The sequence below is a fragment of the Rhizobium sp. 862_C5_N1_2 genome (genome assembly GCF_051811205.1).
GTDB classification, from domain to species: Bacteria; Pseudomonadota; Alphaproteobacteria; order Rhizobiales; family Rhizobiaceae; genus Rhizobium; species Rhizobium leguminosarum.
In genome coordinates this window covers 1,459,291-1,474,580 of sequence record NZ_JBPWPT010000001.1, presented here as the reverse complement: position 1 = coordinate 1,474,580, position 15,290 = coordinate 1,459,291, and the positions used below count along the sequence as shown (strand labels likewise).

The following is a 15,290-nucleotide window of genomic DNA, read 5'->3' as shown; positions in this document are numbered from 1 at the left end:
GCCCGGCGGGACCGGCGTGCGCCGCATTGGCAGCGCACGCCCTATCAAGTGCTTACTCGGCCGCGTCGGGCAGCTGAGCTGCCTGCGCCTCGTCAAGCTTGGTGTTCTCGAGCTCGACGCTGAGGCCCAGCGAGCGCATTTCCTTGACGAGAACGTTGAAGCTTTCCGGAATACCGGCTTCGAACGTGTCGTCTCCGCGGACAATGGCTTCGTAGACCTTGGTGCGGCCGGCGACGTCGTCCGACTTCACCGTCAGCATTTCCTGCAGCGTGTAGGCCGCGCCGTATGCTTCGAGCGCCCAGACTTCCATTTCGCCGAAGCGCTGACCGCCGAACTGCGCCTTGCCGCCCAGCGGCTGCTGGGTCACGAGCGAGTAAGGACCGATCGAACGAGCATGGATCTTATCGTCGACCAAGTGGTTGAGCTTCAGCATGTAGATGTAGCCCACGGTCACCTGGCGGTCGAACTGCTCGCCGGTACGGCCGTCATAGAGCGTTGACTGACCGGTATCCTTGAGACCTGCCAGGCGTAGCATGTCGTTGACGTCGGCTTCGTTCGCACCGTCGAAAACAGGCGTTGCAATCGAAACGCCACGCTTCCACTGGTCGGCGAGACGCAGAACCGAGTCATCGTCGAACTCATGGACCTGTTCGGCCTTCGGGCCGGTACCGACGACATCGCCGATGGTCTTGCGCAGCGGCTCAATGTTGCCATTGGCCTTGTATGCATCGATCAGTTCGCCGATCTGGCGACCCATGCCGGCGCAAGCCCAACCCAGATGCGTTTCGAGGATCTGGCCTACGTTCATGCGCGAAGGCACGCCGAGCGGGTTCAGAACGACGTCGACATGCGTGCCGTCTTCGAGGAACGGCATGTCTTCCACCGGCACAATGCGCGAGACGACGCCCTTGTTCCCGTGACGGCCGGCCATCTTGTCGCCCGGCTGGATCTTGCGCTTTACTGCGACGAAGACCTTGACCATCTTCATGACGCCAGGGGGCATTTCATCGCCGCGCTGGACCTTTTCGACCTTGTCCATGAAGCGCTGTTCGAGGCGCGACTTGGATTCGTCGTACTGACCACGCAGGGCTTCGAGCTCGCTCTGGACCTTTTCGTCTTCGACCGCGAACATCCACCACTGCGAGCGGGGATATTCGGAGACGACGGCGTTGGAAAGCTCGCTGCCCTTCTTGAAGCCCTTCGGGCCGGCAATGGAAGCCTGGCCGCGCAGCATCTCGATCAGACGGCCGTAGACGTTACGGTCGAGGATCGCCTGCTCATCGTCACGGTCCTTTGCCAGACGCTCGATTTCTTCGCGCTCGATTGCCATCGCGCGCTCGTCCTTTTCAACGCCGTGGCGGTTGAAGACGCGAACTTCGACGATCGTGCCGTAAGTGCCGGGCGGCATGCGCATCGAGGTGTCGCGCACGTCGGAGGCCTTTTCGCCGAAGATGGCGCGCAGAAGCTTTTCTTCCGGCGTCATCGGGCTTTCGCCCTTCGGTGTGATCTTGCCGACGAGGATATCGCCCGGCTGAACTTCGGCGCCGATATAGACGATGCCGGCTTCGTCGAGATTCTTCAGCGCTTCTTCCGAAACGTTCGGAATATCGCGGGTGATTTCCTCAGGACCAAGCTTGGTGTCGCGCGCCATCACTTCGAATTCCTCGATGTGGATGGAGGTGAACACGTCGTCGGCAACGATACGCTCGGAGAGCAGGATCGAGTCTTCGTAGTTGTAGCCGTTCCAAGGCATGAACGCGACGAGCGCGTTGCGGCCGAGCGCCAGGTCGCCGAGATCGGTCGACGGGCCGTCGGCGAGGATGTCGCCGCGGTTGACCTCGTCACCGACGGTGACCAGCGGGCGCTGGTTGACGCAGGTGTTCTGGTTCGAACGCTGGAACTTCTGCAGGCGGTAGATATCGACGCCGGATTTGCCGGCTTCGAGGTCTTCCGTGGCGCGGATAACGATACGCGTCGCGTCGACCTGGTCGACCACGCCGCCGCGACGTGCGCCGATGGCGGCACCGGAGTCACGGGCGACGACCGGTTCCATGCCGGTACCGACGAACGGAGCTTCGGCACGCAGCAGCGGCACTGCCTGACGCTGCATGTTCGAGCCCATGAGCGCGCGGTTGGCGTCGTCGTTTTCCAGGAACGGGATGAGCGCGGCGGCGACCGAAACGACCTGCTTCGGCGAGACGTCCATCAGGTTCATGCTGTCGCGCGGGGCGAGCATAACTTCACCGGCATGACGGCAGACGACGAATTCGTCGACGAAGGAACCGTCAGCGTTCATCTCGGCGTTGGCCTGGGCGACGTAGTACTTCGCCTCTTCCATGGCGGAGAGGTAGAGCACGTCGTTCGTCACCTTGCCGTCGACGATGCGGCGGTACGGGCTTTCGATGAAGCCGTACTTGTTGACGCGGGCAAAGGTCGCAAGCGAGTTGATGAGACCGATGTTCGGGCCTTCCGGCGTTTCAATCGGGCAGATGCGGCCATAGTGGGTCGGATGCACGTCGCGGACTTCGAAGCCGGCACGCTCACGGGTCAGACCGCCCGGGCCAAGAGCCGAAAGACGGCGCTTGTGGGTGATTTCCGAGAGCGGGTTGACCTGGTCCATGAACTGCGAGAGCTGCGAGGAACCGAAGAATTCGCGAACGGCAGCGGCGGCCGGCTTGGCGTTGATCAGGTCCTGCGGCATGACCGTGTCGATCTCGATCGAGGACATGCGTTCCTTGATCGCGCGCTCCATGCGCAGCAGGCCGAGACGGTACTGGTTTTCCATCAGCTCGCCGACCGAACGGACGCGGCGGTTGCCGAGGTTGTCGATGTCGTCGATCTCGCCCTTGCCATCGCGCAGTTCGACCAGCATCCGGACCACGGCCAGGATGTCATCCTTGCGCAGGATGCGGACGGTGTCTTCGACGGTCAGGTCGAGGCGCATGTTCATCTTGACGCGGCCGACGGCGGAGAGGTCGTAACGCTCCGCATCGAAGAACAGCGAGTTGAACATGGCTTCGGCCGATTCCATGGTCGGCGGCTCACCCGGACGCATGACGCGGTAGATGTCGAACAGAGCGTCCTGACGGTTCTCGTTCTTGTCGGCTGTCAGCGTGTTGCGGATATAGGCGCCGACATTGATGTGATCGATGCCGAGAACCGGGATCTCGTCGAAACCATTCGCCAGGATAACGCCAAGCGTCTTCTCGTCGATTTCGTCGCCGGCCTCGAGGTAGATCTCACCCGTCGAGTAGTTGACAATATCGCCGGCAAGGTAATTGCCGTAAAGATCGTCGTCGGCGGCCTTGAGTGCCTTCAGGCCCTTGTCGGAAAGCTGGCGCAGCAGGCGCGGGGTCAGCTTCTTGCCGGCTTCCACGACGACTTCGCCGGTATCGGCGTCGACCATCTCGGTGATCGCCTTGGCACCCTTCAGCGTTTCCGGCTTGAAGGGAATGCGCCAGCCTTCGCCGTCGCGCTTGTAGAGCGACTTCGTGTAGAAGGTGTCGAGGATTTCCTCGCCGTCCATGCCGAGCGCCATCAGCAGCGACGTCACGGGGATCTTGCGGCGGCGGTCGATACGGGCGTAGACGATGTCCTTGGCGTCGAATTCGATATCGAGCCAGGAACCGCGATAGGGGATGACGCGCGCAGCAAAGAGCAGCTTGCCGGAAGAATGGCTCTTGCCCTTGTCATGGTCGAAGAAGACGCCCGGCGAACGGTGCATCTGGGAAACGATCACGCGCTCGGTGCCGTTGACGATAAACGTGCCGTTGTTGGTCATGAGCGGCATGTCGCCCATGTAGACGGACTGTTCCTTGATGTCCTTGATCGACTTCGCGCCGGTATCCTCGTCGATATCGAACACGATGAGGCGCAGCGTCACCTTCAGCGGCGCGGCATAGGTCAGGTCGCGCTGACGGCATTCGTCAACGTCGAACTTCGGCGGTTCGAATTCGTAGGACACGAATTCCAGCATCGATGCACCGGAGAAATCGGTGATTGGGAAAACCGACTTGAAAACGGCCTGAAGACCTTCGTCGGGTCGGCCGCCCTTCGGCTCTTCAACCATTAGAAACTGGTCGTAGGACGCCTTCTGAACCTCGATGAGGTTCGGCATTTCTGCGACTTCGGGGATCTTACCAAAAAACTTGCGTACGCGCCTGCGACCATTGAACGAAAGGGTCTGAGCCATCGTCGCTCCTTCAAAATCTTGCACCCGGGCCTGCAACGGACGGGAACCGATGGCCAGTCGATCCCGTCAATCAATGAGTAGTTCAATCTCGTCCGACTCCAGAAAACGCTCAGCTCGGATTGCTGTGCTGCCCTCGGTGCGAGACCATCCTTTTGAAGAACCCATTACCCAAAAGCCGTTTCGACGCGGCTTTTGGGTAATTCGTTCAGAAAAACGGCAAATGGGAGGCAGTAGAAATACTGCCTCCCAAAGCAGTTCAAGATTACTTGACGTCGGCCTTGGCGCCAGCGTCTTCAAGCTTCTTCTTGATGTCAGCGGCTTCAGCCTTGTTGACGCCTTCCTTGACAGCCTTCGGAGCGGCTTCGACGAGGTCCTTGGCTTCCTTGAGGCCGAGACCGGTGATGGCGCGGACTTCCTTGATGACGTTGATCTTGTTGGCACCAGCTTCGACGAGGATGACGTCGAATTCGGTCTTTTCTTCTTCAACGATAGCAGCAGCGCCAGCACCGCCGGCAGCGGCAGCAACAGCTACCGGAGCAGCAGCGGAAACGCCCCACTTTTCTTCAAGAAGCTTCGACAGTTCTGCAGCTTCCAGAACGGTCAGCGAGGAGAGGTCGTCAACGATCTTTGCGAGATCAGCCATTTTACTAGTTCCTTTTGTTCGGTTCGAACCGGTTGATTATAAACAGCGAAAAACCGCCTTACGCGGCTTCGTCCTTCTTGGCGTAGGCCGCAAACACGCGGGCAAGCTGGCTTGCCGGTGCTGCAACAACCCCAGCGATGCGGGTAGCCGGTGTCTGGATCATGCCCAGCAGCTTCGCACGCAACTCATCGAGCGAAGGCAGGGTCGCAAGCGACTTGACTGCATCGGCGTTGAGCGTGGTTGTTCCCATGGCGCCGCCCAGAACAATGATCTTGTCATTGGTCTTGGCGAAATCCATGACGACTTTCGGAGCGGTGATCGGATCGGTGCTGTATGCAATCAGCGTCTGACCCTTGAAGAGATTGGACATCCCTTCCGCTTCCGTACCCTGAAGGGCGATCTTGGCCAGGCGGTTCTTCGCGACTTTGACGGTGCCGCCAGCTGCGCGCATCTTCGAACGAAAATCGTTCATCTGCGCGACTGTAGCACCAGCATAGTGGGCCACGACAACTGAGCCCGAAGCCTTGAAGACTTCGTTCAGTTCCGTGACGAATTCGCGTTTTTCCGCTCTTTCCACTGCCTATCTCCAGTTGGCGGGACCAAAAACGGGCCCGCCGGTTGCCTTTTGCCTCCTGGGATCATGCGAGATCCCAAGCGACGCTTGAGGATCCTGTCCCCCCGCGCTCTCGCGCCAATCAAGGCTAAAGAGGCACAAGGCATCCAAGGCTCGAACCGAGTTCCTAGAAGCGAACTTCATGCAATTCGGGTCTTACCCGTCTCATGCAGGCTAAGTGATTAAGGGAAAACCACCTGCAATCTCGGACAGGATTCCGGATTTCTCCGGAATATTCCGGCCCCTTGCGAGGCCGGAAATTCAGTCGCCGGATTTAAAGCCCGGCAGTAAACTTATGCAGCCGGCGCACCGGTGACCGAGCCGGGCTCGATCTTGACGCCTGGACCCATGGTCGAGGAAATCGCCACGCGCTTGACGTAGTTGCCCTTGGCGCCTGCCGGCTTCGCCTTGATGACGGCGTCAGCAAAGGCGCGGATGTTTTCTTCCAGAGCCTTGGCGTCGAAAGAGGCCTTGCCGATCCCGGCATGGACGATGCCAGCCTTCTCGACGCGGAACTCGACAGCGCCGCCCTTGGAAGCCTTGACAGCTCCGGCGACGTCCATGGTGACGGTACCGACCTTCGGGTTCGGCATCATGCCGCGGGGGCCGAGAACCTTACCGAGACGGCCGACGAGCGGCATCATATCGGGGGTGGCGATGCAGCGATCGAATTCGATCTTGCCGCCCTGGACGATTTCGACAAGCTCTTCGGCGCCAACGATATCGGCACCGGCGGCCTTGGCTTCGTCAGCCTTGGCGCCACGAGCGAAGACGGCAACGCGAACCGTACGGCCCGTGCCGTTCGGAAGGTTGACGACGCCGCGAACCATCTGGTCCGCATGGCGCGGGTCAACGCCGAGGTTCATCGAGACTTCGATGGTTTCGTCGAACTTGGCGACAGCCCGTTCCTTGACCATGCCGATGGCCAGGGTCAGAGCGTAGAGCTTGGTGGGATCAACACCTTCGTTGATCTTCTGCGTGCGCTTACCTGCCATGATCTTAACCCACCACTTCCAGGCCCATGGCGCGGGCAGAGCCCTCGATCATCGCCATTGCACCTTCGATATCCGCTGCGTTCAGATCCTTCATCTTGGCTTCTGCGATCGACTTGATCTGAGCCTTGGTGAGGGAACCGGCCTTGGCGCCCTTGCCGGGCGTCTTGGAACCGGATGTGATCTTCGCTTCCTTCTTCAGCCAGTAGCTGACCGGCGGCTGCTTCATCGCGAAGGTGAACGACTTGTCCTGGTAATAGGTAATGACGACCGGGATCGGCATACCCTTTTCCATTTCCTGCGTGGCGGCATTGAACGCCTTGCAGAATTCCATGATGTTAATGCCACGCTGACCAAGCGCCGGACCAATCGGCGGGGACGGGTTTGCCGATCCTGCCTTGACCTGAAGCTTGAGCTGGCCTGCAACTTTCTTAGCCATATCTCTCTGCCTTTCATGAACGGCCGGTCGCCCGGCCCGTGATGCCGGACCTCTCCGGCGGCTGCGGTTGCGTGGTGCGGATCATCAGGGTCCGGCTAAGACCCCCTCACCTTCCACGCGGGTGCGGACAAGGTCCGCAGGAAACAGGCCGCAAGGGCCAGCTTCCAGTTTCTGCAATCAGACCTTCTCGACCTGAGCGTATTCCAGCTCGACCGGCGTTGCGCGGCCGAAGATCGACACTTCCACCTTCAGGCGCGAACGCTCTTCGTCCACATCCTGAACCGTGCCATTGAACGACGCGAATGGGCCGTCGGAAACGCGGACCTGCTCGCCGATCTCGAAGGTAATGGAAGCCTTCGGCCGCTCGACACCTTCCTGGACCTGACCGAGAATGCGCTCGGCTTCGTAGTCGGGAATCGGAACGGGCTTATTGTCGGAGCCGAGGAAGCCTGTGACCTTCGGCGTATTCTTGATCAGATGGTAGGCTTCGTCCGTCAGATTGGCACGAACCATGACATAGCCCGGGAAGAACTTGCGCTCGGAATCGACCTTGCGGCCGCGACGCACTTCCACCACCTTTTCGGTCGGCACGAGGATCTTCTCGAACAGGTGCTCAAGCCCCTTCTGGCGAGCCTTGTTCTCGATATCTTCAGCCACCTTCTTTTCAAAATTAGAATATGCGTGGACGATGTACCAACGTGCCGCCATTTTCATCTCCACCCGTATCAGTTGCCGGTATTCAGCACGAAGCTCAGAGCCCAGCCGATCAGCTGGTCAGCGGCAAAGAAAAACAGCGCGGCGAAAACCACCATCACCAGCACCATGACCGTCGAGATCATGGTCTCGCGGCGCGATGGCCATGTAACTTTGGACGTCTCGGAGCGAACCTGCTGCAGAAACGCAAACGGATTGGATTTGGATGCCATCGACTGCCCACGCAATTACGGCGCGTAAAGCTGAAACTATCAGCCCCACGCACCGCGTGTCTGTTGAACCCTAAATAAACACCGATTTCCGAATACACAAGAGGGAAACCGAAGTTTAACGAAATTACTTACCACCAATCAATCCTCGGCCGGAAATGCCGCGAGCATATCCGCGCTGTCCCGCATCAAGGAAAATGGCAGGGGCAGTAGGGCTCGAACCTACGACCTGCGGTTTTGGAGACCGCCGCTCTACCAACTGAGCTATACCCCTTCATACCGATCATTCAGCGCCTGAGCCAAGGCCCGCAAATCGCTGCTGAAAAGCATGGCGCTCCCTTTAAGACGACGACACGGGATTGGCAAGCACGATTTTCGATTTTCAAAGCCATTCTCATGATATGCGAACGATCGGCTTTTCAATCGCGTGACCAGATCCGTTCAGACCTTCACATATTTCCGCCAATCGTGCTCTTCCCTGAAGCCCAGCACCTCGCGGATCTTGCGGTTGGAGAGCAGGCTCTCATATTCGCCGATCTCGCGAGTGAAAGGCACGTTCGGAAAGAATCGCTTCGCAAGCTCCTTCGATGGCGTATTGGCCGAGACGGTGTCATTGGCGGCATTGAAGACCTGATAGCCGAGGCCGTCCTTCTCGATGCAGAGATGGCAGATCTGTCCGAGGTCGCGGGCGTCGATATAGCTCCAGGCGATGCGCTTGCGCATCTCGGGATTGGCGAAATAGGTCGGGAACTTCTCGTAGTCGTCAGGTTCGATGACGTTGCCGATGCGCAGCGCATAGATATCGAAGCCCGAACGTTCGGCAAAGGCGCGCGCCGTCTTTTCGTTGACCACCTTCGAAAGGCCGTAGGAATCCATCGGATTGACGTCGTAGTCCTCCTCCAGCGGGAACTGGTGGAAATCGCGGTGACCTTCGGCGAAGCAGACGCCGTAGGTCGTCTCGCTCGATGCGACGATGATCTTCCTGATGCCGAGCTTCACCGCCGCCTCGATGACATTATAGGTGCCCATCGTGTTGATTCTGAAGGTTTCGTTATCGGGCTTGATCAGGATGCGCGGGATGGCGGCGAAATGCACGACGGCGTCGAAGGGCTGCACGCCTCTGCCCGCGTCGAGATCGGGAAAATCGCGATGCATCGAGAGCGCGTTGAACACCTGACCGCTATCGGTGATGTCGGCGATGAGATTGGTGACGCCGGCGCTATCCAGCGGCACAAGATCGAGGTTGTGAACCTCGTAACCGGCATTGACGAGCCATGGCACAGCATGGCGACCTGCCTTGCCCGAACCGCCAGTGAACAGAATACGTCTTTTCATGGAATATCCTCCGCGTCATGAAATCGGAGGCATAGATAGACGCTTCCGCGCGAAGAGCAAGCGAGCGTCCTGCAAGGGTTCACCCCCGCGTCGCCAGGAGCATCCTATCCGGGAGCACCTGGCCGATCATTTCCGATCATCGCAGAACCCTGCGATGCTCGGCAAAGGTCGTCACTTGACGACACTTACCTCGCCAATCTGCACTACGGCAGACTGAACAACTTCTTGCGGAATTGCAGCGATGAAAAACATCGTGAAAACATACATCGCGAATATCGTCGCAGCGAATGTGGCCTTTGGAATCATCCGGGCTCTCCTCTTTGCAAGAAGGAGTCTGGACTACAATGTTCCAATCACAAACCGGTTTCTGAACGTGAGATGAACAAAATACTGTGACAGGCCAATTTAACGATATTTTTACAACACCTGTTAAGCCTACAGGAAGCCATGAAAATGAAAAACCCCGCTGTTTCCAGCGGGGTCTTCATAATTGCGGATAACTCGAAAGTTATTCGACGATCGACGCGACGATGCCGGCGCCGACGGTGCGGCCGCCTTCGCGGATCGCGAAGCGCAGCTTTTCTTCCATCGCGATCGGAACGATCAGCTCGACGGCAACCGTGACGTTGTCGCCCGGCATCACCATCTCCGTGCCTTCCGGCAGCGTCACAATGCCCGTCACGTCGGTCGTGCGGAAGTAGAACTGCGGACGGTAGTTGGTGAAGAACGGCGTATGACGGCCACCCTCTTCCTTCGTCAGGATGTAGGCTTCTGCCATGAACTTCTTGTGCGGCTTGACAGAGCCGGGCTTCGCCAGGATCTGGCCACGCTCGACGCCGTCACGGTTCACACCGCGGATCAGCGCACCGATGTTGTCGCCAGCCTGGCCCTGATCGAGCAGCTTGCGGAACATTTCAACGCCGGTCACCGTCGTCTTCGAGGTCGGACGGATGCCGACGATCTCGACTTCTTCGCCAACCTTGACAATGCCACGCTCGACGCGGCCGGTCACAACCGTGCCGCGGCCCGAGATCGAGAACACGTCTTCGATCGGCATCAGGAACGGCTGGTCGATCGGACGCTCAGGCGTCGGGATGTAGGCGTCAACAGCAGCCATCAGTTCGCGGATCGCGTCTTCGCCGATCTTCTTGTCCGAATCTTCGAGAGCAGCAAGTGCCGAACCCTTGACGACCGGGATATCGTCGCCCGGGAAGTCGTAGGACGACAGCAGTTCGCGAACTTCGAGCTCGACCAGTTCGAGAAGCTCGGCGTCGTCAACCTGGTCGACCTTGTTCAGGAACACAACGATTGCCGGAACGCCGACCTGGCGGGCCAGCAGGATGTGTTCGCGCGTCTGCGGCATCGGGCCGTCAGCGGCCGAGCACACCAGGATCGCGCCGTCCATCTGGGCAGCACCGGTGATCATGTTCTTGACGTAGTCGGCGTGGCCGGGGCAGTCGACGTGCGCGTAGTGGCGGGCCGGCGTCTCATACTCGACGTGCGCCGTCGAGATGGTGATGCCACGGGCCTTTTCTTCCGGAGCCGCGTCGATCTGATCGTACGCCTTGTACTCACCGAAGTACTTCGTGATCGCTGCCGTCAGAGACGTCTTACCGTGGTCAACGTGGCCAATCGTGCCAATGTTGACGTGCGGCTTGTTGCGCTCAAACTTACTCTTTCCCATTTGAATGCTTCCTGTGAACGAAAATGGTGGCCCCGGCGAACCGGTTTAGTGCCGCCGTTTAAGGCTTTCGGCGACATTGCGCAAGACTTAATTGCAGACGCCATTCTTGGCCTGAGAGCGCATATGGGAGACAATTCGCCGCCTGCAAGGCGATTCGCCAAAGCCCCCTCGAAAATCGCTGAAATCTTAAAGAAAATCGCATTGACCGCCCGAGACACGCCATAGCCGTTCCGCGTCGAGCGCCCTTCCCTGCCAGTCGACAATCGCAATCGTCAGCTTCTCCGCCAGCGCCGGAGACATCTCGGGGACTACGGCAGCAGCGGTCGAATAAAGTAGCGTAACGGAAACTGGAGCGGGTAGCGGGAATCGAACCCGCGTATTCAGCTTGGAAGGCTGCTGCTCTACCATTGAGCTATACCCGCGGGGTGGTCCGATCCGATGACGAATGGTGGAGAGAGTTGGATTTGAACCAACGTAGGCTGAGCCAACGGATTTACAGTCCGTCCCCTTTAACCACTCGGGCATCTCTCCAGTTTTCGTCCGGATCGCAAGACCAAGTTCGTCAGACTTCGAAGCGTTGCTGCCCGTCGTCTGCGCCGCGTATATGACCGGAGCATTTCAGTCTGTCAACACGATGACAACGGAAAAAACACGAAAAATTTCATTCGCCACCGAAAGCCGGCATATGAAAGAAAGCCTATGCGGCAGCCAGCGCCATAGCTATAAAGCTGCATGAGCAAAGACAACAAATCCGGCGGCAAGACCGCGACAGACCCATCCGCCAAGGATACGCATTACGCCACTCTGCGGCGCGCCCACCGCGACGCCAAGCGCGAACGCGGGGAGATTCCGACGCCTCAGCCGCAGAAGCGAAAGCGCGGCGGCGAAGACTGGAAGCCGCCGGCGCTTGCGCCCGACCAGGTGCATCTCTATGGCCTGCATACGGTGCGCGCGGCGCTCGACAATCCCGAGCGCAAGAAGATCAAGCTGTTCGTGACGCAGAACGCACTCGCGCGCCTCGAAGTCGACGTCGAAACGCTCGGCATGCCCTTCGAGATCGTTTCGCCGCAGGAAATCGACAAGGTGCTCGGCCCCGAGGCGATCCATCAGGGTGTGATGCTTGAAACACGGCCGCTTCCGGTACGCCGACTCGAAGCACTGAAGGAAAGCCCTCTCCTGCTCGTCCTCGATCAGGTGACCGATCCGCACAATGTCGGCGCGATCATGCGCTCGGCCGTCGCCTTCAATGCCGGCGCGGTCATTACCACGCAGCGACATAGCCCGACCGAATCGGGCGTGCTCGCCAAGTCCGCCTCCGGCGCGCTGGAACTGATACCTTATATACAGGTTACCAATCTCGCCGATGCGCTCGGTGAATTGCACAAACTCGGCTTCTCCACCATCGGCCTCGATTCGGAAGGACCGGCGCCGCTCGAAGGCACCTTCTCCGGCGAGAAAGTGGCGCTGGTGCTTGGCTCGGAGGGCAAGGGGCTTCGGCAGAAGACGCGGGAAACCGTCAACGCACTTGCCCGTCTCGACATGCCGGGCGCGATCAAATCTCTCAACGTCTCCAATGCGGCGGCGATCGCACTTTACGCGGCGCGGCTCCACCTGAAGGCATAGGCCGGCCCAAGCAAGGGCAGCCGGTCGGGTCCATCCATCGGCCCGCGCCGTGTCGCCTGCATAGGCCACTTCGACGGGATAGGCGATCATCCGTGACATGCCGGCGTCGCGCGTCTTTTCTGACGCGCTATCGATTCGGATTTAAGGAGTTATGCAGGAGCTCGATCCGGCGCGACAAACGGAACCGGACACGCACAACGCTCGTGCAACGCCCGACCGATGCCAGAAAAATCCACTTTTGCCTTGGAATGACGCCCCGGGGCACTATGATCGGGCAATGATCGGTCGTAGCGACCGGCTCAGAAGCAAGAAGGAACGATCCCTATCATGGCCATTCGACCGCTGATTTTCGGTATCCTCTTCATCGCGGTCTTCGTCGTGATTATCATCAGCATCATCTGGGTGGACACGTCGCACCCCATCCACCAGCCCGATCCTCTGTCGCCGACGGCGCCCGGCCCGGCAACGCCGGGACAGGTGCAATAATACTGGCAGGAACGCCGGCGGCGATCATGCGTTAATCCCGGAATCGAACGAGGATTGAACGCTTATGCGCATAATGATCGCCGTCGTCGCCTTCATGGTCGCCTCTGTGCTTAGCATCGCAATGATGTCGCCCTCCGGCGCCGGACAGACCGGCAATGGCGATCGGATCGAGGCGAGCGTCAACGAACCCGTCACTCATTAAAATAACGGCCCGGGTGATCCGGGCCGTTATTGTCAGCTGCGGTAGAGCCAGAACGGCATACCGCGATCGCGATCACGCCACTCGCGGCGCTCCTGCCAACGCTCGGCACGCCACCGCCGCCAGTGACGGCGATCATCGCGCCAGTCGGACCGGCGCCAATCGCGCTCATCGCGCCAGCCACGGTCGTCGCGGTCGCGATCACCTCGCCAGCCATCACGAATTTGAACGATATCGCCCTGCGCCGTCACCGCCGGCCGCTCGGCCGGCATGGCGGCAGCCGGTGCGACGGACGCGAAAGCCGCACCGACGGAAATGGTTGCGGCGAGAAAGAGATGTGCGAGCTTCATGGCTGTTTCCTCATTGCTGATGAGGCGAAGATAAGCGGTCGCGGCTGAATTGGCGGTGAAGCAGCCCTTCAGACGCGGTTCATCAAGCGATACGTGCCATCTGAAAAGCCGGTGCGATTGAGCGAGGCAGCCGTGAACCCAGGCTCTGTTTAGAAAGACGGTATCGTGGGGAAAGATGGAGCAGCTAACCGGAGCATTCTCGAACCAGTCCGCCTTCGCTTAGTTGCTCTCTTCGGCTCGCCGAGCCGAAGCTCACAGAGCGTAGGCTGGTGCCCCCGCCAGGGTTCGAACCCGGGACCCCCTGATTACAAATCAGGTGCTCTACCAACTGAGCTACAAGGGCAATAGTTGCCCAACTAGCAGATTCTGTGATTCTGTAAAGGGAAAATCCGTGCCTGCGCGGACAGTTCGGCTGCAGCTCAAAACGCTTCGCGATAGAAAACGTCCTTGTCGCGCAAGGCCTTTATCCTTTAGCTAGGGCAGCATCATAAAGGGCATTGCATGGGCCGTTCATTTCAGACGCTTTCCTTTCTCGCCTCACCAACGACGGAGGCGCTTGCCGCGCGCGAGGAGTTGATTCGCATCTATGGCGACGTCCCGGCCGACGAAGCCGACGTCATTGTCGCACTCGGCGGCGACGGTTTCATGCTGCAGACGCTGCACAACACCATGAACTCCGGCAAGCTGGTTTACGGTATGAATCGCGGCTCGGTCGGCTTCCTGATGAACGACTATCGCACCGACAAGCTTCAGGAGCGCATCTGCGTCGCCGTCGAAAACGTCTTCCGGCCATTGCAGATGACGACGGCCAACGCCGACGGCACCAACTCGACGGCGCTCGCCATCAACGAGGTCTATCTTTTTCGCCAGTCCTATCAGGCCGCCAATCTAAGGGTTATGGTGGATGGGCGCGTCCGTCTGGAAGAACTGATCTGCGACGGGCTGATGGTGGCGACACCTGCCGGATCGACGGCGTATAATCTTTCCGCCCATGGCCCGATCCTGCCGCTCGAGGCGCCGCTGCTCGCCATGACGCCGGTCAGCGCTTTCAGGCCTCGGCGCTGGAGGGGCGCTCTGCTTCCGAACAAGGTGACCGTCGATATCGACATTCTCGAGCCGGAGAAGCGACCGGTGAACGCAGTGGCCGACAATACCGAGGTCAAGTCGGTGCTGCATATTCGCATTGCCCAGTCGGAGCATGTGACGGCGCGCATCCTTTCTGATCCCGACCGCTCTTGGTCCGACCGGATTCTAGCCGAGCAGTTCAAGGATTGAGACGATGGCAATGCGACGGATATTGATGACCAGCCTCCTGCTTGCGGGATGGAGCATTGCAGCGGAGGCCGGCCCGGCGCAGGATGCCCTCCTGCCGGCATCGGTGATTTTCGCGACCAGTACCGGCTACTGGGAGGACGATGGCAACGCACCGGCGGTCGAGCGAGTGCCGACGAGCGCCGAGAGCGTCGCCAATCCCGAGGGAAAGGCCGCGCAGCGCCACGGCTACTACAAGCTCTTTGCCGTCCGCCAGCCGGACAGGACCTCGAAGATCTATCTGCAGCAGATTGCCCAGACCGAGACCGGCCCGGCGATCGCCTCGACCATCGAGCTGCAGGAGTTCAGCGACCTGAAGCCTTACGTTACCGATATACGCCCCGAGAATTCGAACGGCATCATCAAGGAACCGGGGCTCTTCGCCACGGTCTATCTGAAGACCGACCCCGCCGCGGAGCCGGATGGCTGGACCGTGCTGATCGACGAATTCGGCGACATCACCGTGGAGAAGGCGACGAATTGAACGGCGAGGAAGCGTT

General features: G+C 59.5%; 16 protein-coding genes and 4 tRNA genes. 5 read left to right on the top strand and 15 right to left on the bottom strand.

Features of this window, described 5'->3' with window-relative positions; genetic code table 11:
- Positions 1 to 52: 52 nt before the first annotated feature.
- From rpoB to ACD590_RS07365, 13 genes are all read right to left on the bottom strand, one after another.
- Positions 53 to 4,192, bottom strand: a complete 4,140-nt coding sequence (gene rpoB, locus ACD590_RS07425; RefSeq protein ID WP_018241637.1) for a DNA-directed RNA polymerase subunit beta — start codon at positions 4,190 to 4,192, stop codon at positions 53 to 55.
- A gap of 262 nt (positions 4,193 to 4,454) precedes the next feature.
- On the bottom strand, positions 4,455 to 4,835 hold the full coding sequence (gene rplL, locus ACD590_RS07420; protein ID WP_439002369.1) for a 50S ribosomal protein L7/L12: 381 nt from the start codon (positions 4,833 to 4,835) through the stop codon (positions 4,455 to 4,457).
- Between the two features lie 58 nt (positions 4,836 to 4,893).
- Positions 4,894 to 5,412, bottom strand: coding sequence for a 50S ribosomal protein L10 (gene rplJ, locus ACD590_RS07415; RefSeq protein ID WP_003547522.1), 519 nt, complete (start codon positions 5,410 to 5,412; stop codon positions 4,894 to 4,896).
- 329 nt (positions 5,413 to 5,741) lie between these two features.
- Positions 5,742 to 6,443 carry a 50S ribosomal protein L1 gene (gene rplA / locus ACD590_RS07410; RefSeq protein ID WP_012757015.1) on the bottom strand — a complete coding sequence of 234 codons (702 nt, stop codon included), beginning with the start codon at positions 6,441 to 6,443 and terminating at the stop codon, positions 5,742 to 5,744.
- Positions 6,444 to 6,447: 4 nt separating this feature from the next.
- Positions 6,448 to 6,879, bottom strand: coding sequence for a 50S ribosomal protein L11 (gene rplK / locus ACD590_RS07405; RefSeq protein ID WP_003547518.1), 432 nt, complete (start codon positions 6,877 to 6,879; stop codon positions 6,448 to 6,450).
- A 177-nt stretch (positions 6,880 to 7,056) separates the two neighbouring features.
- Positions 7,057 to 7,587: a transcription termination/antitermination protein NusG gene (gene nusG, locus ACD590_RS07400; RefSeq protein ID WP_003547516.1), complete on the bottom strand. Its 531-nt coding sequence runs from the start codon at positions 7,585 to 7,587 to the stop codon at positions 7,057 to 7,059.
- A gap of 17 nt (positions 7,588 to 7,604) precedes the next feature.
- Entirely contained in the window at positions 7,605 to 7,805 is a 201-nt protein-coding gene (gene secE, locus ACD590_RS07395; protein WP_003547514.1) for a preprotein translocase subunit SecE, read from the bottom strand.
- Between the two features lie 195 nt (positions 7,806 to 8,000).
- Positions 8,001 to 8,076 (bottom strand) — tRNA-Trp (locus tag ACD590_RS07390).
- 167 nt (positions 8,077 to 8,243) lie between these two features.
- Complete coding sequence (locus ACD590_RS07385) at positions 8,244 to 9,137, bottom strand: NAD-dependent epimerase/dehydratase family protein (RefSeq protein ID WP_130652204.1); 894 nt, start codon at positions 9,135 to 9,137, stop codon at positions 8,244 to 8,246.
- A gap of 171 nt (positions 9,138 to 9,308) precedes the next feature.
- Positions 9,309 to 9,443, bottom strand: coding sequence for a hypothetical protein (locus ACD590_RS07380; protein WP_003547509.1), 135 nt, complete (start codon positions 9,441 to 9,443; stop codon positions 9,309 to 9,311).
- A gap of 202 nt (positions 9,444 to 9,645) precedes the next feature.
- Positions 9,646 to 10,821, bottom strand: a complete 1,176-nt coding sequence (gene tuf, locus ACD590_RS07375; protein WP_018241634.1) for an elongation factor Tu — start codon at positions 10,819 to 10,821, stop codon at positions 9,646 to 9,648.
- 348 nt (positions 10,822 to 11,169) lie between these two features.
- Positions 11,170 to 11,243: transfer RNA gene (locus ACD590_RS07370), tRNA-Gly, on the bottom strand.
- A 24-nt stretch (positions 11,244 to 11,267) separates the two neighbouring features.
- A tRNA-Tyr gene (locus ACD590_RS07365) sits at positions 11,268 to 11,352 on the bottom strand.
- A 201-nt stretch (positions 11,353 to 11,553) separates the two neighbouring features.
- Between ACD590_RS07365 and rlmB the strand changes: the two genes are divergently transcribed.
- The 3 genes from rlmB to ACD590_RS07350 all read left to right on the top strand — a co-directional run bounded on the left by rlmB (position 11,554) and on the right by ACD590_RS07350 (position 13,132).
- Entirely contained in the window at positions 11,554 to 12,444 is an 891-nt protein-coding gene (gene rlmB / locus ACD590_RS07360; protein ID WP_047622609.1) for a 23S rRNA (guanosine(2251)-2'-O)-methyltransferase RlmB, read from the top strand.
- A gap of 327 nt (positions 12,445 to 12,771) precedes the next feature.
- Entirely contained in the window at positions 12,772 to 12,930 is a 159-nt protein-coding gene (locus ACD590_RS07355) for a hypothetical protein (RefSeq protein WP_003558513.1), read from the top strand.
- A 64-nt stretch (positions 12,931 to 12,994) separates the two neighbouring features.
- Positions 12,995 to 13,132 carry a hypothetical protein gene (locus tag ACD590_RS07350; protein WP_003547501.1) on the top strand — a complete coding sequence of 46 codons (138 nt, stop codon included), beginning with the start codon at positions 12,995 to 12,997 and terminating at the stop codon, positions 13,130 to 13,132.
- 32 nt (positions 13,133 to 13,164) lie between these two features.
- Here the strand turns inward: ACD590_RS07350 and ACD590_RS07345 are convergent, their stop codons facing one another.
- Together ACD590_RS07345 and ACD590_RS07340 are read right to left on the bottom strand one after the other, a co-directional pair.
- Positions 13,165 to 13,551, bottom strand: coding sequence for a hypothetical protein (locus tag ACD590_RS07345; protein WP_439003519.1), 387 nt, complete (start codon positions 13,549 to 13,551; stop codon positions 13,165 to 13,167).
- Positions 13,552 to 13,746: 195 nt separating this feature from the next.
- Positions 13,747 to 13,822 (bottom strand) — tRNA-Thr (locus tag ACD590_RS07340).
- Positions 13,823 to 13,980: 158 nt separating this feature from the next.
- On the opposite strand from ACD590_RS07340, the gene ACD590_RS07335 reads away from it, so the two are divergent.
- Entirely contained in the window at positions 13,981 to 14,754 is a 774-nt protein-coding gene (locus ACD590_RS07335) for an NAD kinase (RefSeq protein ID WP_018241630.1), read from the top strand.
- A 4-nt stretch (positions 14,755 to 14,758) separates the two neighbouring features.
- Positions 14,759 to 15,274, top strand: coding sequence for a hypothetical protein (locus ACD590_RS07330; protein ID WP_047622607.1), 516 nt, complete (start codon positions 14,759 to 14,761; stop codon positions 15,272 to 15,274).
- Positions 15,275 to 15,290: the final 16 nt, after the last annotated feature.